Below are 18,569 nucleotides of genomic sequence, written 5' to 3'. Positions count from 1 at the left end.
CCGAATGCGCCGACCCGGGCCGGGCAGGCCCGACTAGCCGACGTAGAGCCAGGCGTGCTCGACAAAGCCCTTGTCCGGCAGATCCACCGTCATCGCGGTGAACTGGTTCGGCAGGGGCGGCTCGGCCGCGGGTACGACAACATCGCGGTAGAGCACGTCGGGCACCCCCAGCACGAAGTCGGCCTGCGGATGCGCGGTCAGCGCCGCGCGCATCGGCGGGCTGTCCAGGATCCGGTGCACCGCGATCGACGCCGTGCCCACCCAGCCGTTCGCCCCCTCCAGGAGCAGCCCACGATGCAGGGCCACCCGCATTCGCAGCCGATCGCCGTTGGCGCTGTTCAGCTCGCGCAACGCCCGGTACAGCTCACCGAGCATCCGGGGGATGACCACGGACTCGTCTATGCCGACCGGCAGCACCGTGAACTGGCCGTCGCCCTGCGGCTGGGGACGTACCGCCCCGTCCGGGATGCCGGCGGCCCGCCGTACCCGCGACAGCAGTGCGACGATCTCCTGCTGGACGCGCTCGGCGGCCGCGTTGCCGCGTCGGCTGTAGCCGGCCACATCCGCGGCCACGCACAACCGGACGGCGGCCCTGCCGCTCGGGACGGTCGGGCTCACCGGCTCGGCGAACCCGAGGTCCTCCCGCAGGCTGATCGTCCGTCTGCGGCCGACGGCAACCTCGACCTGTACGCCGATCGTGCCGGCCACCCGGGTAGCGCCCTCCGGCACCGCGAGTACGGCGTGCATGCCGTAGTTGCGGGGCAGCAGCAGGTCGCCGTCCGGATCGTCGTAGATCCAGCCGAACCTCGTACTCTGCACACCCGTCACCCACGCGCGCGGTGCCCGCTCCCGGCCCGTCAGGCGGCGCAACCAGCCGGGCCGCTGCCGGGCCGCGTCGATCGTGTACGCGGCGGCAGTCGCCGCAGGATCCCCCTCGTACGTCACACCCAGCGCGTCCCCGTCGGCGTCGACCCGTACCGCGATCGACTCCGGGTCGGCGAGGGTCACCTCGAACCGGGCCGAGACGTACCGTCGCCCGCGCGGCAACGGATCGAGGTCGAACGCGAACAGCGCGCCCCGGTAGCGGTCGCCACCCGACTCGGCCCGGTGCCGCAGCGGTCCGGGCAGGGCAGCCAGCGGAATCGGGTACAGCAGCGGTCGACCACACCGCACCCCGCCGACCGGACCCGGGTCCGGCTCGCCGCGCGCACCGGCGGGCAGCAGCTCCCGGTACTCCAGCAGCTCGGCCCCACCCAGCTCTTCGATCATCACCGCACCCCCGGTCCGTCGCCGCCATGCGTCATTGTTCTGACGGACCACGCGCGAGCGCGCGGGCAGCGGGATCCGGATCCGGGCGCCGGCGGGAGCGGGCAGCGGGCGTCGCAGGCGGGCGGGACAGCTCGCGGATCCTCATCCGATAGGGGTGATGCGATAACACCCCACGGTTGGTCAGGCTGACTTTGGGGACGCCTGGGTGCGTGGGTGTGGTGGGCGGAAGGGGGAAGCCGGTGAAGGACCGGACAGCGGAGTACTTCGCGGGTCCGGCGCGGCAGCGGGCCTGTCTGCTGCCCCGTGGCTTCTCGGCGACCGTTCGCCTCGACCTGGGCAGGCCGGGTCGAACGGCCCACTGGTATCTGACGTTGAACGAGGGCGACATCTTCTGCGAGGCCAGCAGTCGGGAGGCGGACTGTGTGATCTCCGCCGACGGTGATGTCTTCGACCGGCTCGTCGCGGGCGGCGATCCGACCACCGCGACGCTGCGCAACGAGATCACGTACAGCGGACCGCCGATCACGATGATCTACTTTGAACGGCTCCTGCCCGGTCCGCCCGGCTCCCACGGGCCCGCGCGCGTGACCGACGGGGACGGTGAAGAGCGTGGACGCTGACCAGGTCAGCATCCTCGAAGGGCTGACCTTCATCGTCAGCCACAGGAGCGGAGACGTCGATCCCGCACCGGGTGATCCGGCCGGGCTGTACTTCCTCGATACCCGGTTCCTGTCCAGGTGGATCGTGACGGTCAACGGGGAGCGGTTGACCCCGCTCTCCGTCGACGACCTGCAGTATTTCGAGGCACGGTTCTTCCTCGTACCCGGTGAGCCGACGCACTACGTCAACAGCACCCTCTCGGCGATCCGGCACCGGACGGTCGCGGGTGGTCTCGAAGAGGAACTTTCCATCCTCAACAGCAGCGCCGAGCCGGCCGAGCTGACGGTCCGGCTGGAGGCGGCCAGCGACTTCGTCGATGTCGACGAGGTCCGTCAACAGGGCGTCCCCGGCGACCCCAGGCTGAGCAGGAAGGGCCGTTTCTATCACCGGATCGGCGACCGCTACCTGCACCTGCGGTACGTCCGCGAGGGTTTCCACCGGGCGGCCCTGATCCACACCACCGAACCGGCCGAGATCGACCAGGGCGGAATGACGTTCACCGTCCAGGTCGCTGCCCACGGAAGCTGGTCGACCCGGTTCTGGGTGTTGACCGACATTCGCGCCCCGAGCGGTGAGGACGTCTCCGGCGGCGCATTGCACCTCGTCCGTGAGATGAAAGAGGGGATGCGCAGCGAACTGGACCGCTGGCTCGCCCGGGCACCCCGGCTGAGGTGTGGCTTCACCCCGCTCGCGACCGCCTACCGGCGAAGCCTTGCCGACCTGGCCGCGCTACGGAATCCCGGCCTCGACGGCGGCAAGCAGTTGTCTGCGGGACTGCCGTGGCTGAACACGTTGATCGGCCGGCAGAACATCATCACCAGCCTCCAAACCCTGCCATACCTGCCCGAACTAGCCGCCGCCACGCTACGCGTACTGGCGATTTTCCAGGGGACCAAGCTCGACGACTTCCGGGAGGAGGAACCCGGGAAGGCACTCCATCTGCTCAGGTGGAACGAGGCCGCCTCTTTCGAGGAGAGCCCCAACGCCCGGTACTACGGCTCGGTCGACGCCACACCACTCTTCGTGGTCCTGCTCGACGAGTACGAGCGTTGGACCGGTGACACGGACCTGGTACGACAGCTGGAAAAGGAGGCGCGGCGGGCGCTCAACTGGATTGACGAATGGGGCGACCTGGTCGGCGACGGTTACCTCTGGTACCAGAAACCGCGGGCGCCGGGTCAGCAGCCCAATCAGTGCTGGAAGGAATCCGAACGGGCGATCTGCTACGCCGACGGCCGGCTACCCGGCTTTCCCCGGGCCACCTGCGAGGTGCAGGGCTATGTCTACGACGCGAAGATGCGCGGCGCCCGGCTCGCCCGTACGTTCTGGAACGACCCCGCGTACGCCGACCGACTGGAGCAACAGGCCGCAGAGCTGAAGGCACGGTTCAACCGGGAATTCTGGCTGCCGGACCGGCGGTACTACGCACTCGCCCGCGAGCCCGACGGCAGGCAGGTAGACGCTCTCACCTCAAACCTGGGACACCTGCTGTGGAGCGGAATCGTCGACCAGGACCGTGCACACTTTCTGGTCGAGCACCTCATGGGGCAGCGACTCTTCTCCGGCTGGGGAGTCCGTACCCTCGCCGAAGGGGAGGCCAACTACAACCCGGTCGGATACTACGTCGGTGCTGTCTGGCCATCCGACAACTCGATCATTGCCGATGGAATGCGCCGGTACGGATTCACGGCCGAGGCGGGGAAGCTCGCCGGATCGATGTTCGAAGCCGCACCCTACTTCAACGGTCGGCTGCCCGAAGCGTTTGCCGGCTACGACCGGGAATTCACCACCTCCCCGGTGCCCTATCCCACCGCCACCAGCCCGCAGGGTTGGTCCGCCGGAGCCATCCTGTCGTTACTGCGTACCATTCTCGGCCTGCAACCGTACGACGACCACCTCGGTATCAAGGCCGCGATACCCAGCGAGCTGGGGCAGGTCACCCTTCTCGGCATCAACGGGCGATGGGGCAGCGCGGACGCCCTCGGCCGCCCGACCCTCACATCCGACGACTAACCTTCCCCGGCGTGAAGACCCCGATCAGCGCCGTGCTGCTGGATCTCGACGGCACCCTGCTGGATCACAGGGGAGCCGCGCGCGACGCCTTTTTCGCCGCCTGCGCCCACTGGCTCCCTTCGCTCGACACCGAGGCTCGACACCAGGCGTACGCGGTGTGGCAGCAGCTTGAGGACGTGCACATGAAGGCGTACCTCGAAAAGGCCGTGACCTTCCAGGAGCAACGTCGGTCCCGGGTTCGCGACCTGCTGACCGCCCATGGGAGCGCCGGTGAGGCCTTGGGTGACGGCCGGGTCGACGACCTGTTCTCGGTCTACCTGCGCCACTACGAAGCCTCGTGGGTCCGGTACGACGATGTCGCCGAGGCGATGCGATTCCTGTGGCGAGCGCCCGCCGGTGTCGCGGTGCTGAGCAACGGTGATCGCCACCAGCAGTTGGCCAAGATGCACTCCCTCGGGCTTTCCCCGATGCCGCCCCTGTTCACCCCGGACGAGGTCGGAACCCCGAAGCCGCAGGCCGCGAGCTTCCTTGGGGTGTGCGGGCAGATGGGGTGGGATCCCGCCGAGGTCCTCTACATCGGTGACGATCTGCACGTCGACGCGATTGCGGCAACGCGGGCCGGACTGCGTGGCTGCTGGCTCGACCGTCAGCGGACCGAAGCAGGCGATGCGCCGGAGGGCATTCTCCGAGTGCACAGTCTGCTCGACGTGGTCGGAGCCGTGCAGTGGCTATCATGCTGACCGGATCGTGAGCCGATCCGTCGCAGATGGTTTCACCGTCCCCGGCCCGTAGCAGAGTCCACATTGGCAGGCGCAGTCATGGGAGGCGCGGTGTACACCCGGCAGGAGTTGGTCCATGCGTACCTTGGTGCCCAGGGTCGGAGTTTTGGTGGCTACTATCCTGAGTCCTCCGTCTTCAACGCCGCGCTGAAGACCTACCACACGGCAATGCTCGAGGGCCTTCAGGAGCTGTTCGGCCTTCGTATGCATCCGAAAGGGGCCGGCTCGTTCGACAGCCGCGTGTTACTCATGCTGTTCTATTCCACCGCAGAATCTCTGCTGGCGCTTCGTACACCATGGTCCGGGTTTCTCGAGGCCGGTTTGTTGGTCCGGAAGGTCGAGGAAACGGGTGAACACGGCGCACGCGTCATGTCAGCCAGCCAGCGGATAGACACCCTCGTCACCGAGTCGCGCCAGACCCATCTGGAATTGCTTGACGCACTGGTGGCGGCGATGCTTGGCGACCGCGCCGACCTGACATTCACCCGAGCCGACCTGCAGCTCATCGGCATCGACGACACAAGGCCCAGCCCGGCCGACTACCCACTCTACGAGGACTGAACGGCGCATCCGTCGCTCGTGCCGCGTACCATGCACGTGGTGTTGCGGACCGAAGAGATTCTCGCCGTGTTCGACCGGGCCGCCGAGCGGGGCCGGTTCCGGGAGCCGGGAAATCCGCGCAGCTACCAGATCGCGACCAGGCTGCACGCCTTCAGCGACTCCGTACGCTGGGCGCTGGTCATCGAGGCCGTGGGGTATGACGCCCGAGCAGCCAATGTCGTGGACATGATGGAGGCGCTGGGCAACTGCCTGGTCGGCACGACCGAGAGTTGGGAGGCGCTGTACCTCCGCCGGGTCGAGAACTTCCTGGACCTGTTCGATTACGGGGACCCGGTCGACGAGGGGCTGGAGCCGCCGCGGTACCGACAGGTGCCGATCATCGTCCGGGGTCGGGAGTTGCACGTCGACGCCGCCGCGACGATCCCTCAGGAGGAGCTGTTCCGGCTGCTCGAACCGGAACACCGCGATCTGCTGCTCGGCGACGAGGCCGAGCTTCGCCGACTCGTCCCGGCGGACCTGCCGCAGGTGTTGAGCCTGGACGACTGGCATCACGTCACCCTGCGGGTCAGGCCGCCCGGTCCGGACCGGGAACGGCGACGTCGCCAATTCGAGAACCTCGTTCGGCACGGGCGGCCCGAGGACCGGGTGCCGTTCGAGACTCGGCCGAGCGATGTGGAGACCTACCGGCAGATCGCCGAGGTGCTCGCCACCGGCGACCCCTCCCACTACCGGCCGACCGCCCCACCGAACACACACTGGAGCAACTGGCCCTGGTCCGGGCGCATGTAGTCCACGACCCCGCCGAACCCGTCGCCGACGGGCGAGCCGGGAACCCGGCACCGGGCGGGGCCTGGTGCCGGGTGGGCCGGTACGACCCTGTGCTGCGCCTGCCTGTGGTCAGCTCGCCGTACAGGTCAGAACGGGGGTGCCGGGGGTGCCGGTGGACGACCCGAGGAACCCGAATGTGGTGCCTGCGCCGGGTGCGAGCGCGCCGTTGTAGTCGACGTTCCTGGCGGTGACCGCCGACCCCTGGCTCGTGACGGTCGCGTTCCACGCCTGGGTGATCGTCTGACCGCCGGCGAATGTCCAGGTGACGGTCCAGCCCCTGATCGCCGAGGTGCCGGCGGTGACCCGTACCTCGCCCTGGAACCCGCCGGACCACTGACTCACCACCGTGTACGTGGCGGCACAACCGGCCGCACCCGGCGGCGGCGTTGTCGGCGTCGGGGTTGGCGTTGTCGGAGTGGGTGTCGGTGTGGTCGGAGTGGGCGTGGGAGTGCTGACCGGGCCACCCCAGCCCGCTGTCGTGTCCAGCCAGGCGGCGCGACGTTGCATCCAGTCCCGCATCGTCTGGACCTGCCCCTGCCAGGTGGGAGACGTCGGGGTGAAGAAGGGGCCGATCATCGACGTCGTCAGGTTGGGCCAGCGCTGGAAGTTGCGCTGCGCGCCGTTGGTGAGCGGCGCGGTGAGGGCGTTGATCCGGGTCTGCAGGGCGGCGTCGGAGAGCGGACCTCGGCGCAGCGCCTGCCAGCGCGCCTTGACCTGGTTGACGAAGGCGGGATCCCGCAGCAACTGGGGGAACCAGTCGTTGGCCTGCGGCTGCCGGGTCTGCTGGTACTGCCAGCCGGAGACCTGGTTGTTGTTCAGGTATCCGCCCACCCCGAACGTCAGGTCGAAGTCCCAGAGCGGACCGGCGAAGATCTTGGAATCCCGGTCCTTGTAGAAGTGTGCGCTGCGGTAGTACGCGTCCATGTTCCGGCTGAACTCGTTGATGATCAGGTGGTCGACGAACGAGTTGACGTCGATGTACGCCCGGTACCCGGTGTTCGGATCGGCGAAGTTCGGTGAGCGGAGGACGTTGTGGAACTCCTGGAGGTAGTTGCGCAACCAGTCCCGCTGCTCGGGTTGCAGCGGCGACGGGTCCGCCACTTCGAGGTAGTTCCAGCAGGTCGTCGTCGGTCCGGTGCACGGCAGGGTCGGTTCCTCGGCGGCCAGCCACTCGAACTTCCAGATGTATCCGCCGCTGATTTTCGGCAGGGTCAGGTCGTCCTCGTCCAACTGCTTGAGGTCGAGGCGGTCCTTGGAGTTCTTGATCGTCTCGACGATCATGTAGACGCCCATGTAGTCGTCGGCTCCCACCGGGCCGGCATCGGTGTTGAGGTAGAACTCCGCGAACGCGTACCGGGGGGCGTGTAGTCCCATCTCCCGGCCGAGGTCGTAGACGAGGGCCTCCCGTACCAGCGCCTTGTCGGGGAACGGTCCGCGCAGCACCCAGTCGGAGTCGGCGGGCATGCCGAGCACCGGGTAGTCGGCGTCGTCACTGTCGTTGTCCCAGAACTCGATCCGGTACGGCGTCTTCTCGAGCGTTGCCGACGACTGGCCACGCAGGTGGAATCCGGCCCGGGTGGCGACCGCCGGAGCAGCCGCCAGCGACGTGGTGCCACCGGTGCCCGGCTGGAAGATCATGGTGGCGGCGTCGAAGTACTCCCGATCGGGCCGCCCGGCACCGTACGAGTCGATCAGCACCACCGGCAGGTCGTGCGCGGTCGCGGAGGCGCGGGCGACGTACACGGCGGTGCCGGGCGCACCCGACGCGGTCTGGCCGACGAAGGCCTGTGCCCGTACCTGGGTGGTCCGGGTGAGTCGCAGGGGAGTGCCGGGGTAGAGCGGTGACGCGGCGGTGGGCAACTGTCCGTTGGTGGTGTAGCGGATCTGCGCGCCGCTGACCGTGGTGCCCAGTGACACCGTCAACTCTCCCTGGAAGGTGCCACTGGGCACGGAGAAGGTGATGTCGCCGACCAGGTCGTCCGCTGCTGCGGCCGCTGCCACGTCGGCGGCCGAGGTGTCGGCGTTGTCGACGGCTCCGGCGCGGGCGAGGGACGGGCTGCCGGCAGTGGAGCCGGTGCCGGCATCCGGTCCGGCGTCGGCCGGCGACGGGTACGAGACGAGGAGCCCGGCGACGAGCATGGCGGCTGTCGCGACTCCCGCGACGCGGAAGGTCCCCGCCGTGGCGCCGGTGCCACGGGATGTCAAACGCACGATGCCTCCTGATCGAGATGGTGGATGAGGGTCGGGGTCGGGCCCGTCGACGATGCGGCGCCGTGGAAGTGGCGGCGCATCGTTCGTCGCCACGGCACGCTCGGCAGGTCCAGTCGGAGGGCGGCCAGGCCGGTGGCGTACTTCGAGATGCGCGCGGGCCTCGTCCCGCCCTGCCACAGCAGACGGTCGACCGGTGAGGCGGCCGATCTGGTCTTGGTCTCGACCACCGCGAGGTCGGGCAGTTGCAGCGTGGCGCGGCCGTCGTGCCAGCGGATTCCGGTGTCGATGGTGACCCGGCTCGCGCTGTCCGGCAGCAGCAGGGTGGTCCGGTGGTAGGTGCTGACCAGCATCGGTTCGAGGACGGCAGGGGCGGTGGGGCAGATCGACTCGCGGGTCAGCGTCTCGTCGACGAAGCCGCGCCCTGGGTCCACCGTGCCCCGGTCCTCCGGGCGGTACGGCAGCCGGTGTTTGGTGATGCTTCCCCGCGCTCCACTGATCTTGACCTCCAGCCAGCACTGGTCGGAGTCGAGGTAGGTGCGGGTCCGTACCTTGAACCGCCGTCGCCGGCGGTACGCCGCGCAGTGGTAGCTGTCCAGCCACGGGGTGTCGAAGTAGACCGACTCGTAGCGGAAGGCGCGCTCGCCGTCGATGTCCAGCACCCGGGCGTACGGGGCGAGCCGGTCCAGCAGGTACGGCAGTTCGTCCACCGGTACGAGGTACTTGCGGTCCACCCGGGTCTGCAACGCGGCCCGGTCGATCAGTTCGGCCAGCCCGATGGGGGTCAGCTCCGCCAGCGACGACGCGATGGGCAGCGGGTTCATCGGCGTGCTCCGGCCGCAACGGGGGCGCCGGTGCCGACCGCCGGGCTGCGACCGGCAAGCGAGTACCGGACGTCGACCACGGTGGTCTCGTTGACCAGGTCGACCCGCTGGACGGTGGCGACGTGCACCCGGGCGTTGAGCAGTTGTTCCAGTTGGGCGACGAGCGCGACGTGGTCGGTGACGGCCGAGTCGAGCACCATGATCTGGTGTCGGTAGTGCCGGAGCAGCCGCCGATGGTCGCCCAGGAACATGGTCGTGACGATCAGCGCCATCAGGCCACCGCTGAGCCAGACCGAGGTGGTGCTGAGCGCGCCGAGGATGCCCAGGGCGAGGGCGGAGAAGTAGTACGCCACCTCGTGCTGGTCGAGTTCGGTCGAACGCAGCCGGATGATGGACAGTACGCCGAACAGGGCCAGCCCCAGCCCGAGTCCGGCGCCGACGTTGCTGGCGCTCAACGCGCTCGCGACCGCGAGGACACCGACGTTGACGCCCAGGTACGCGACGACGAGGTCGCGACGGCGGTGGCGCGGGAAGTAGAGCCCGAAGACGAGCAGCACCACCGCGCAGATGTCAATCGCGAACAGGACGAGCTGCGACATCTTGTACGTTCCTCCCGAATCGCTGCCGGGCCGGCCCGTGCCGTCCGTGCCTGGGGACGAACTGCGGGTAGCGGTCGAAGGCAATAATTTCCGGTAAACTTTCGGTACCTTTTCCGAGACGGTAAGGGAAACATCGATCGAAGTCAATGGATGTCCTATGCTTCGACCTGCACCGGAAGCCCGGCCGTCCTGATTGGAGCCCGATCATGAGGCGTTGCCACTGCTCGATGAGGATGGTCGAGGCTGGACGGCCGTGATCGGGGACCGAAACTTTTCAGGATCGGCCTTCGGGAGGTAAGTCGGGTACCGGTTGTCGCCGATCCACCAGGATCGCCAACCCGGCCTTTCTTGACCTCAACCGAAGTTGAGGTTCTAGATTCGCCTCTACCGGCAATGTCTGTTGGAGGCACTCATGGCGGCGCAACACCTTTCCGACACCGAACTCGCGGCCCAGCCGGCCGCGTACTGGACCGGTGTGGCCTACCAGGCCCTCATCGCCTTCACCCGGGCCCGGCAGGCCGAGTACGGCTTCACCCAGCCCCAGTTCTGGCTGCTGCGCAACCTGTCGAGGAACGACATCTCGCCCGATGGTCACGGCATGACGATCGCCGAGCTTCGGTTCGCGATGCGCACCTACCTCAGGCCCGAGGATGAGCTGGAAGCCGAGGCGGAGGTTCTGGTGGGGCGGGGTTGGCTCACCCGTGACGGCCAGGAAAGGTTGTGGATCACCGAGGTGGGCGAGGAGGCCCGTACCGACCTCGGAAAACACGCTCCGGCGATCCGCGACCGCATCCACCAGGGCATCGACGACGCCGACTACGTGACGGCACTGAAGGTCCTCCGGCAGATGATCCGGAACACGGACGGCTCCGCGAGCTGATTCGGTATCCGGGTTCTCAATCCGGAGCGGACCGGGCAATCCGGGAACGGGCGTCCGCGACCAGGTCCGGCGCGTACGGGCCGGCGGCATAGCGGGCCGCTTCGAGGGCCTCCGAGGCTGAGGCGACCGGGTCCGGGTTGGTGGCACGGTGCAGCGCGAGCCAGACCCACCGGTGCTCGCCCTCGTGGAGCTGGGACCGGCGGGCCCGCAGGTACGCGTCCGGGAGCAGCGTACGGGCGGCCACGCTGGCGACGATGTCCGGATCCTCGCCGAGCCGGCGAACCGCTCACCGGGACGGGCCGCCGTGCCGCTATGGCTTCCCGGCGAACTCCCAGGCGGCCCGTACCAGGGTCGGGAGGATCTGGGCCGCGGACCCGCGCAGGTTGACGGCGCTGATCTCGTCCAGCGGCGTCGGCTGCGGGTTGATCTGCATGACGGTGGCGCCGGAGTGGGCCGCGATGTGGGGGATCTCGGCGGCCGGGTACACCAGGCCGGAGGTGCCGATCGTCAACAGCACGTCGCAGGCGGACGCGGCTTCGACGGCGGCGGTGAGCGCCGCCCCGGGCAGCGCCTCCCCGAACCACACCACGCCGGGACGGACGAGCGCTCCGCAGCGTACGCACCGGGGCGGCGCGATCCGGCCTCCCTCGTCGTCGGCGACCTCCTCCCCTGTGGTGGTCGGAAAGTCGGCCGGGTGGGCGGACTCGGTCACGCAGCGGGGTGCGAACAGGCTGCCGTGCAGGTGGACCGGTGCCCGCGACCCGGCACGTTCGTGCAGGTCGTCGACGTTCTGGGTGATGACGACGGTGCCCGGGATCAGGTCCTCGATCGCGGCCACGGCTAGGTGTCCGGCATTGGGCTGGGCCCGGCGCACCCGCGCCCGCCGCCACTCGTACCAGCCCCAGACCAGTTCCGGATCGGCGAAGAACGCCTCCGGGGTGGCGAGTTGTTCGGCGTCGAACCGGGCCCACAGCCCGGTGAGGTCGTCACGGAAGGTCGGTACCCCGCTCTCGGCCGAGATCCCGGCCCCGGTGAAGACGACAACCCGACGCGCCCGGCCGAGCAGCTCGGCGGCGCCCGGCGGCAGAACGGTCTCCATCAGGAGATCGTGCCATCCCGTACCTCGGTCCGGTTTTCGAAGTAGTGGCCGGCGTCGAGGTCCGCGATCAGCCCGGCCTGTACGGGGTTCCACCCGAGCAACCGCCGGGTCGCCGAGTTCGACGCCGGGGCGTCGGCGCCGAAGAAGCGTCCGATCCAGCCGAAGTGGTCGCCGGCCTTGTCGGCGGGAACGGAGACCACGGGTAGGTCGAGGCCGCGACCGATCGCCTCGGCGATGGCGCGGGTGGGCACACCCTCCTCGGCGGTGGCGTGCAGTGCGGAGCCGGCCGGGGCGTTTTCGACCGCGAGTCGCACGAGGTTCGCGGCGTCGAGTCGATGCACCGCCGGCCATCGGTTGGTGCCGTCGTCGATGTAGCCCGAGACACCCTTCTCGCGGGCGACGCCGACCAGGACGGCGATGAAGCCGTGATCGCCGGGCCCGTGGACGGTGGGCGCGAACCGTACCGACGAGGAGCGCACCCCACGCGGGACGAACGACATGGCCGCCTGGACGCCTGCGATCCGTGGGTGGGCGCCCGGATCGGGCAGGTCCAGCTCGGTGGCGGCACGGCCGGACACGAGGCCGAGCAGTCCCGAGGCGACCACGAACGGCCGGTCGGTGCCCTCCAGTTCGGCGCCGATCGCGTTGATCACCGCCAGGTCGGTGCGCGCCGCCGCCTCCATCCGGGAGAAGTCGTGGTTGTAGCCGAGGTGGATCACACCGTCGGACGCGGCCGCACCGGCGCGCAGGCTGTCGAGATCGTCCAGGTTGCCGCGCTGGACCTCGGCGCCGAGAGCGGTGACCGACGCGGCGGCGGTGTCCGTACGTGCGAGGCCGAGAACCCGATGTCCGGCGTCGAGCAGTTCGGGGATGACGGCGGAGCCGATCCACCCGGTCGCGCCGGTGACGAAGATGCGCACGAGAACCTCCAGGGGCAGGATCGCTGCGAGGGGCAGCGATGTCACTTGGTGACATCACCATAGCAGATGATGTCACCAAGTGACATGACTAGACTGGCCCCGTGGTGCGATGGGAAGCGGACGCGAGTGGCCGGCTGCGCGAGGCGGCGATGCAGCTCTACGTCGAGCGCGGCTTCGAGCAGACGACCGTGGCCGACATCGCCAAGCGGGCCGGGCTCACCGCGAGGACGTTCTTCCGTTACTTCGCCGACAAGCGCGAGGTACTCTTCGCCGGCTCGGCCGACCTGCAGGAACAGCTCGTGCTCGCGCTTGAGGCCGCCCCCGGGTCCGCCTCACCGATGCAGGCCATCTCGGCCGCCCTCGACGCCGCCGCCACGGCACTGGGGCAACACCCCGAACACTCCCGCAAGCGCCAGTCCGTCATCAACGCCCACGCGGAGCTGCGGGAACGTGAACTGATCAAGTTGGCGTCACTCTCCGCCGCCCTCGCCGACGGCCTGCGCCGCCGCGATGTCCCGGAGCCGGACGCGAGCCTGGCGGCCGAGGCTGGGATCGTCGTGCTCCGCGTCGCGTTCGAGCGCTGGATCAACGAACCGCACGGCGCAGACCTGTCGCAGACCATGCGCGAGGCGCTCGACCGCCTCCGGACGGTCACCACCGCTCGCTGACCGTGCCCCGGTCCTCAACCTCAGAACAGGGTGGGGCGGGGACGGGAGGCCGGCGCGTACCGACTTTGTCGGGAACCCCGAGTACGGTTTCGGTGATCGACAGGCATGAGCGTCGGTGACAGGTTGTCGGGGCGGGAGCGGCCGGCCCGGCGGCGAGGGACCGTGGGAGGGAGCGGGTGTGGCGCAGCCGAGGGCACTGGTGGTTCGAGGCGGTTGGGAAGGTCACCGGCCGGTCGAGGCGACGGAGTTGTTCATCCCGTTCCTCGAACGCAGCGGTTACGCCGTACGGGTCGAGGGGTCGACCGAGATCTACGCCGACGCCGAGGAACTGGCCGGCACCGACCTCGTCGTGCAGTGCGTGACGATGTCGCAGATCACCGCGGAGCAGGTGGCCGGGCTCAGTGCGGCGGTCGTCGCCGGTACGGGCTTCACCGGCTGGCACGGCGGCATAGTGGACTCGTTCCGCGCGTCATCGGATTACCTGCATCTGGTGGGCGGCCAGTTCGCGACCCATCCGGGCAAGGAGCCGTGCGAGCGGCACGGTGGCGCCGAGGACAACTTCCTGCCGTACACCGTGCGTGTCACCGACCTCGGCCGGGAGCATCCGATCACCACCGGGATCGAGGACTTCGACCTGGTCACCGAGCAGTACTGGGTGCTGCACGACGACCTGATCGACGTACTGGCCACGACCGTCCACCCGACCCGGGAATGGCACCCGTGGCAGCGGCCGGTCACCTCGCCGGCGATCTGGACCCGTCACTGGGGGGCGGGACGGGTTGTGGTGACAACTCCGGGGCACGACCTGGACGCGCTGGAGCATCCCAGCGTCCGTACCGTCATCGAGAGGGGGATGCTGTGGGCGACCCGCACCGCGTAGGCGTCGTCGGTCTCGGGGTCATCTCCCGGGCGTACCTGGAGACGCTGGCGGACCATCCCACGGTGAGCATCGTCGCGGTGGCCGACCTCGACGCGTCCCGGTCGGCCGCGACCGCCGCCGTGCTCCCCGGTGCCGAGGCGATGAGCGTCGAGCGGCTGCTCGACCGCCCGGACGTGCAGACGGTCCTCAACCTCACGATCCCCGCGGCACACGCCGAGATCTCGCTCGCCGCGATCGACGCGGGCAAGAACGTGTACGTCGAGAAGCCGCTCGCGGTCACGTTCGCGGACGGCCGCTCGATCATGGACCGGGCCGCGTCGGCCGGCGTCCGGGTGGGCTGCGCACCCGACACCGTCCTGGGCACGGGTACGCAGACCGCCCGCGCCGCGATCGACAGTGGCCTCATCGGGCGCCCGCTGTCGGCGTCGGCCGTCATGGTCACCCCGGGGCACGAACGCTGGCATCCCCACCCCGACTTCTACTACACCCCCGGCGGCGGCCCGTTGCTCGACATGGGGCCGTACTACATCTCCGCCCTCGTCCACCTGCTCGGACCGGTACGCGCGGTGGTCGGAGCCGCCAGCCGGTTGCGCACCGAGCGGGTCATCGGTTCGGGCCCGCGCACCGGCCAGCGGATCCCGGTGGAGGTGGACACCCACGTGTCCGGGGTGTTGGAGCACGTCAACGGCGCCCTGTCCACCATCACGCAGAGCTTCGACGGTGTGGCGACAACCGCCGCCCCGATCGAGGTGCAGGGGGAGGCCGGGGCGCTCGCCGTACCCGACCCGAACCGCTTCGACGGCGAGGTCCGCCTCTTCGCGCTCGGCTCCGACGAGTGGCGGGTGCTCGAACCACGGGCGGGCTACGTGGGCGCGTCCCGGGGCGTCGGTCTGCTCGACCTCGTCCGAGCCGACGGGCAGCGTCCACCGCGTGCCGGTGGTGAGGTCGCACTGCACGTGCTCGAGACGATGACCGCCCTGCTCCGTTCGGCCGCCGAAGGTCGGCGGATCGAGCTGACGACAACGGTGCGGCGGCCCGTACCCGTTCCGCTCGCGTCCGTTGATGGCGTTTCCTCGCTTCCGTGAGTGAGGGGAGAGGGTATGGGCTACGGGTTCAGGACGACCTTGCCGGCGATGGTGCCGGACTCGGCCAGCCGCAGGGCGTCGGCGGTGCGGGCGAGCGGCAGTTGGGCGGCGATCCGGGCGGTGACGTCACCGCGTTGCAGGGCCGCGAACACCTCGATGAGGTCGGCGCGCAGCCGGGCCCGGAACCGGCTCTTGGCCAGGGCCTGCCCGGCCCAGATGTTGTAGAAGTAGGCGTGCCGGCGGTTGGGTAGGGCGTTCCACAGCCACACCCGGCCGAGCAGCTTGAAGACGGGCCACTGCTTCGACCCCGTGTCGTCGCGGGTGGAGGCGGTGCCGTACGAGACGAGGGTGCCGCCGGGTGCGAGGAGTTGCCAGGAGTCGAGGATGCTGCGACCACCGACGTGGTCGAAGACGGCGTCCACCCCGTCCGGCGCGAGTACGCGTACCCGCGCGGCCACGTCCTCGGTGCGGTAGTCGACCGGGATGACGCCCTGCTCACGTAGCGCGTCGTGGTGGCGGGCGGATGCCGTACCGATCACCGTCACGCCCGCGGTCCGGGCGAGTTGCACCAGGACCGAGCCGACGCCGCCGTTGGCGCCGTGCACCAGGATGGTCTGCCCGGTACGGATCCGGGCCTTGCGGTGCAGCATCTGCCAGGCGGTGATGCCGTTGAGCACCATGGTCTCCGCCTCCGCCGGGCCGACCCCGTCGGGCACCGGCACCACGTCGGCCGCCTCGACGAGCACGTGGCTGGCCCAGCCGCCGACCTTCACCAGTGCGGCCACCCGGGTGCCGGTCAGGCCCGGCTCCACACCCTCGCCGGTGGTGACGACCGTGCCGACCAGGTCATAGCCGGGTACGAAGGGGAACGCCGGCTGGTCGTAGTAACGGCCGCGACGCATCTGCTGCTCGGCGAAGGAGACCCCGGTCGCCTCCATCCTGATCAGGACCTCGCCCGGACCGGGGGAGGGGACCGTTCCGCGCCGGATCTCCAGCCCTTCCGGCTCCACCGGACCCGGCAGGACAACCTCGACGAGTTCCTCGACACCCATGACGACCTCCGCTGTGGTTCGCATTAGTTAGCTGTCTTCGCGTTCGTTATAAGTTCTAACAGCTCGCTTAGGAGAGAGTCAAGAAGTTTCGTGATAGCGTCTAACTAAATCTTGAGCATCTAGCGGCACGTGGTCGGGTGGCTGCGGACGGCAGGGAGGACGGCGGGCCATGGCGGAAGCCGGCACGGAGACACCGCGCGAGCGCTACCGCGCCCAGGTGCGTACGGAGATCAAGGAACACGCGTGGGGGCAGATCGCCACGGCCGGGGCGTCCGCGCTCTCGCTCAACGCGATCGCCAAACAGATGGGCATGAGCGGACCCGCGCTCTACCGGTACTTCGCCAACCGCGACGAGCTGATCACCGCGCTCATCACGGACGCGTACGGCAGCCTCGCCGAGACCTTCCGGGTCGCCGCCGGGTCCGGCGCCGACCTGGCCGGGCTGGCACATGTCCTACGCGCCTGGGCGCTGGAAGACCCGCAGCGGTACTTCCTCATCTACGGCACACCCGTCCCCGGCTACCACGCGCCCGACGACGTCACCCGGATCGCGTCCGAGATCATGACGATCCTGCTCGATGCCTGCGCCGCGCTGCCCTCGGGCCGTCCCGCGACACCGTTCGACGCGCACCTCGAAGACCACCGGCAGTGGGCGGCGGAGCACCCTGCCTCGGCCGCGGCCCTGCACCGCGGCCTGGTCTCCTGGACCCGGCTGCACGGCATGCTGTCCCTGGAACTCGCCGGCCACTTCACCGGGATGGGCTTCGATCCCGCCCGACTGTTCGCGGCCGAGGTGGACGACCTCACGGCGCGCTGACCGCGCCGCACCCCACCCGATCAGTCCCGGGGCGTGAGCAGGACGTCGACGACATCGCGCAACGGGCCGACCAACTCCTCGGAGGTCGCGTCGCCCAGTGGCTGCAGACCAACGGCGGACCGTACGACGGCAACACCGACCCCCAGCGCGACCACCAGTTCCGCCCGCAGCAGCCGCTCCCGGTCGTGCTGTTCTCGCGACGGGGCGTCGTCGGGCCGAGAAGCGTCCGAGGCTTCGAGCACTCGCCGGCTGAAGTCCTGTAGGGCCTGCCGGCGCAGGCTGTCCACCCGCTCGTCGCCGGAGACGCGCAGCAACAGCAGCACCGGGTGCTCGCTGAACTCCGGCCAGGCGGTGGCGGAGAGTTGGTGGGCAAGTGCCTCGGCGAGGTCGGCATGGTCCCGGGGGAACTCGCCCTCGGGCCCCGGGAACCGGGGAGTGGCCGCCAGGGCGGCCTTGAACAGGCCCTCCTTCGAGTCGAAGTACCGCTTGATCAGTGCGAGGTTCACGCCGACATCCGCGGCCACGTCCCGCAGTGTCGTGCGGTCGTACCCGAGGCGGGTGAACCTGCTGCGCGCGGCCTGGAGGAGCGCGTGCCGGGTCGCCGCCGCGTCCCGCCGCCGCCGATCCCCTTCGGCCGGTCCGGCGGTAGACGCGTCGTCGTCTGCGTCGCCCACGGACCCACCGGTTCCGCTCGCCGTCACCGTCGACCTCCCCTCAGTCCCGCCCGAAGCCGCGCCATGTCGCCGCAGCATAACCCCGCCGCTCATAAGTAATCACACGTTGACATAGTCTGCCGGCGCGGCTACGGTCCGAAGTAATCAACCGATGACTTACTTCGTCGTACGGAGAGGCGACCGTGGCCAAGCAGGCTCTTCTCGTCATGGACGTGCAACATGCCGTGGTCGAGCGTTACCCCGATCCCGACTATCTGCCGGGCCTGGGCGAGGCGATCGGTGCGGCCCGCACGGCCGGCCTTCCCGTGATCTACGTGGTTGTCGGGTTCCGCCCCGGCTACCCGGAGATCAGCACCCGCAACAGGATGTTCGGCGGGCTCGCGGGACGCACCGGGGCGGCCGGCGACGACCGCGCCATGCAGATCCATCCCGACGTGGCACCCGAGCCCGGTGACATCCTGGTCACCAAGCGACGCGTCAGCGCCTTCGCCGGCAGTGACCTCGACGTGGTGCTGCGGGCCGGGGCCATCGAACATCTGGTCCTCACCGGCATCGCCACCAGCGGCGTGGTGTTGTCCACCCTGCGTCAGGCGGCCGACCTGGACTTCGGCCTCACCGTCCTGGCCGACGGATGCCTCGACGCGGACCCGGAGGTGCACCGGGTGCTCACCCGGAAGGTGTTTCCACACCAGGCGGACGTCACGACCGTGGCCGACTGGGTGACGGCCCGCTGACGGCCCGGGTCGGCCCCAG

Annotated in this window: 20 protein-coding genes; 11 read left to right on the top strand and 9 right to left on the bottom strand. The window is 69.5% G+C overall.

Going from position 1 to position 18,569, the window contains the following annotated elements; all coding sequences use genetic code 11:
* Positions 1 to 33: 33 nt before the first annotated feature.
* Positions 34 to 1,269, bottom strand: coding sequence for a hypothetical protein (locus OIE47_RS03190; protein WP_326559972.1), 1,236 nt, complete (start codon positions 1,267 to 1,269; stop codon positions 34 to 36).
* A 239-nt stretch (positions 1,270 to 1,508) separates the two neighbouring features.
* Here OIE47_RS03190 and OIE47_RS03185 point away from each other — a divergent pair, with 239 nt between their 5' ends.
* The 5 genes from OIE47_RS03185 (at position 1,509) to OIE47_RS03165 (ending at position 6,071) form a co-directional block, all read left to right on the top strand.
* The gene (locus tag OIE47_RS03185) at positions 1,509 to 1,889 is read left to right on the top strand and encodes an SCP2 sterol-binding domain-containing protein (protein WP_326559971.1); all 381 of its coding nucleotides are present in this window, start codon (positions 1,509 to 1,511) and stop codon (positions 1,887 to 1,889) included.
* Positions 1,879 to 3,942, top strand: a complete 2,064-nt coding sequence (locus OIE47_RS03180; RefSeq protein ID WP_326559970.1) for an amylo-alpha-1,6-glucosidase — start codon at positions 1,879 to 1,881, stop codon at positions 3,940 to 3,942. Before OIE47_RS03185 ends, OIE47_RS03180 begins: the two co-directional genes overlap by 11 nt.
* 11 nt (positions 3,943 to 3,953) lie before the next feature.
* Positions 3,954 to 4,682 (top strand): HAD family hydrolase, encoded by a 729-nt coding sequence (locus tag OIE47_RS03175; protein ID WP_326559969.1) that lies wholly within the window; start codon positions 3,954 to 3,956, stop codon positions 4,680 to 4,682.
* Positions 4,683 to 4,772: 90 nt separating this feature from the next.
* Complete coding sequence (locus OIE47_RS03170; RefSeq protein WP_326559968.1) at positions 4,773 to 5,282, top strand: hypothetical protein; 510 nt, start codon at positions 4,773 to 4,775, stop codon at positions 5,280 to 5,282.
* A gap of 39 nt (positions 5,283 to 5,321) precedes the next feature.
* Positions 5,322 to 6,071, top strand: a complete 750-nt coding sequence (locus tag OIE47_RS03165) for a DUF7003 family protein (RefSeq protein WP_326559967.1) — start codon at positions 5,322 to 5,324, stop codon at positions 6,069 to 6,071.
* A 108-nt stretch (positions 6,072 to 6,179) separates the two neighbouring features.
* Here OIE47_RS03165 and OIE47_RS03160 read toward each other — a convergent pair whose 3' ends face one another.
* From OIE47_RS03160 to OIE47_RS03150, 3 genes are read right to left on the bottom strand one after another with little or no spacing between them, the layout of a single operon-like run.
* Positions 6,180 to 8,321, bottom strand: coding sequence for a CotH kinase family protein (locus tag OIE47_RS03160; protein WP_326559966.1), 2,142 nt, complete (start codon positions 8,319 to 8,321; stop codon positions 6,180 to 6,182).
* A complete protein-coding gene (locus tag OIE47_RS03155) occupies positions 8,312 to 9,142 on the bottom strand; it encodes a polyphosphate polymerase domain-containing protein (protein WP_326559965.1) in 831 nt (276 codons plus the stop codon). Before OIE47_RS03155 ends, OIE47_RS03160 begins: the two co-directional genes overlap by 10 nt.
* Positions 9,139 to 9,741 (bottom strand): DUF4956 domain-containing protein, encoded by a 603-nt coding sequence (locus tag OIE47_RS03150; RefSeq protein WP_326559964.1) that lies wholly within the window; start codon positions 9,739 to 9,741, stop codon positions 9,139 to 9,141. The genes OIE47_RS03155 and OIE47_RS03150 overlap by 4 nt, the downstream gene beginning before the upstream one ends.
* Before the next feature lie 412 nt (positions 9,742 to 10,153).
* Here OIE47_RS03150 and OIE47_RS03145 point away from each other — a divergent pair, with 412 nt between their 5' ends.
* Positions 10,154 to 10,621, top strand: a complete 468-nt coding sequence (locus OIE47_RS03145; RefSeq protein WP_326559963.1) for a MarR family winged helix-turn-helix transcriptional regulator — start codon at positions 10,154 to 10,156, stop codon at positions 10,619 to 10,621.
* Between the two features lie 16 nt (positions 10,622 to 10,637).
* Here the strand turns inward: OIE47_RS03145 and OIE47_RS03140 are convergent, their stop codons facing one another.
* The 3 genes from OIE47_RS03140 to OIE47_RS03130 all read right to left on the bottom strand — a co-directional run bounded on the left by OIE47_RS03140 (position 10,638) and on the right by OIE47_RS03130 (position 12,640).
* Complete coding sequence (locus tag OIE47_RS03140) at positions 10,638 to 10,865, bottom strand: hypothetical protein (RefSeq protein ID WP_326559962.1); 228 nt, start codon at positions 10,863 to 10,865, stop codon at positions 10,638 to 10,640.
* 66 nt (positions 10,866 to 10,931) lie between these two features.
* On the bottom strand, positions 10,932 to 11,720 hold the full coding sequence (locus OIE47_RS03135) for an SIR2 family NAD-dependent protein deacylase (RefSeq protein ID WP_326559961.1): 789 nt from the start codon (positions 11,718 to 11,720) through the stop codon (positions 10,932 to 10,934).
* Complete coding sequence (locus tag OIE47_RS03130) at positions 11,720 to 12,640, bottom strand: SDR family oxidoreductase (RefSeq protein ID WP_326559960.1); 921 nt, start codon at positions 12,638 to 12,640, stop codon at positions 11,720 to 11,722. The genes OIE47_RS03135 and OIE47_RS03130 overlap by 1 nt, the downstream gene beginning before the upstream one ends.
* Positions 12,641 to 12,741: 101 nt before the next feature.
* On the opposite strand from OIE47_RS03130, the gene OIE47_RS03125 reads away from it, so the two are divergent.
* The 3 genes from OIE47_RS03125 (at position 12,742) to OIE47_RS03115 (ending at position 15,273) form a co-directional block, all read left to right on the top strand.
* The gene (locus tag OIE47_RS03125) at positions 12,742 to 13,308 is read left to right on the top strand and encodes a TetR family transcriptional regulator (protein WP_326559959.1); all 567 of its coding nucleotides are present in this window, start codon (positions 12,742 to 12,744) and stop codon (positions 13,306 to 13,308) included.
* Between the two features lie 178 nt (positions 13,309 to 13,486).
* Positions 13,487 to 14,188, top strand: a complete 702-nt coding sequence (locus OIE47_RS03120) for a ThuA domain-containing protein (RefSeq protein ID WP_326559958.1) — start codon at positions 13,487 to 13,489, stop codon at positions 14,186 to 14,188.
* A complete protein-coding gene (locus OIE47_RS03115; protein ID WP_326559957.1) occupies positions 14,167 to 15,273 on the top strand; it encodes a Gfo/Idh/MocA family protein in 1,107 nt (368 codons plus the stop codon). Before OIE47_RS03120 ends, OIE47_RS03115 begins: the two co-directional genes overlap by 22 nt.
* Before the next feature lie 20 nt (positions 15,274 to 15,293).
* Here OIE47_RS03115 and OIE47_RS03110 read toward each other — a convergent pair whose 3' ends face one another.
* The gene (locus tag OIE47_RS03110) at positions 15,294 to 16,349 is read right to left on the bottom strand and encodes a medium chain dehydrogenase/reductase family protein (RefSeq protein ID WP_326559956.1); all 1,056 of its coding nucleotides are present in this window, start codon (positions 16,347 to 16,349) and stop codon (positions 15,294 to 15,296) included.
* A gap of 145 nt (positions 16,350 to 16,494) precedes the next feature.
* On the opposite strand from OIE47_RS03110, the gene OIE47_RS03105 reads away from it, so the two are divergent.
* Entirely contained in the window at positions 16,495 to 17,142 is a 648-nt protein-coding gene (locus OIE47_RS03105; protein ID WP_326559955.1) for a TetR/AcrR family transcriptional regulator, read from the top strand.
* A gap of 20 nt (positions 17,143 to 17,162) precedes the next feature.
* Here the strand turns inward: OIE47_RS03105 and OIE47_RS03100 are convergent, their stop codons facing one another.
* A complete protein-coding gene (locus OIE47_RS03100; protein WP_326559954.1) occupies positions 17,163 to 17,816 on the bottom strand; it encodes a TetR/AcrR family transcriptional regulator in 654 nt (217 codons plus the stop codon).
* 182 nt (positions 17,817 to 17,998) lie between these two features.
* On the opposite strand from OIE47_RS03100, the gene OIE47_RS03095 reads away from it, so the two are divergent.
* The gene (locus tag OIE47_RS03095) at positions 17,999 to 18,550 is read left to right on the top strand and encodes a cysteine hydrolase family protein (RefSeq protein ID WP_326559953.1); all 552 of its coding nucleotides are present in this window, start codon (positions 17,999 to 18,001) and stop codon (positions 18,548 to 18,550) included.
* The last annotated feature ends 19 nt before the right edge of the window (positions 18,551 to 18,569 follow it).

The sequence above is a fragment of the Micromonospora sp. NBC_01796 genome (assembly GCF_035917455.1).
In the GTDB taxonomy this organism is placed as follows: domain Bacteria; phylum Actinomycetota; class Actinomycetes; order Mycobacteriales; family Micromonosporaceae; genus Micromonospora_G.
The sequence above is the reverse complement of the archived record's forward strand: the minus strand, read 5'-3'. Positions and strand labels throughout refer to the sequence as shown.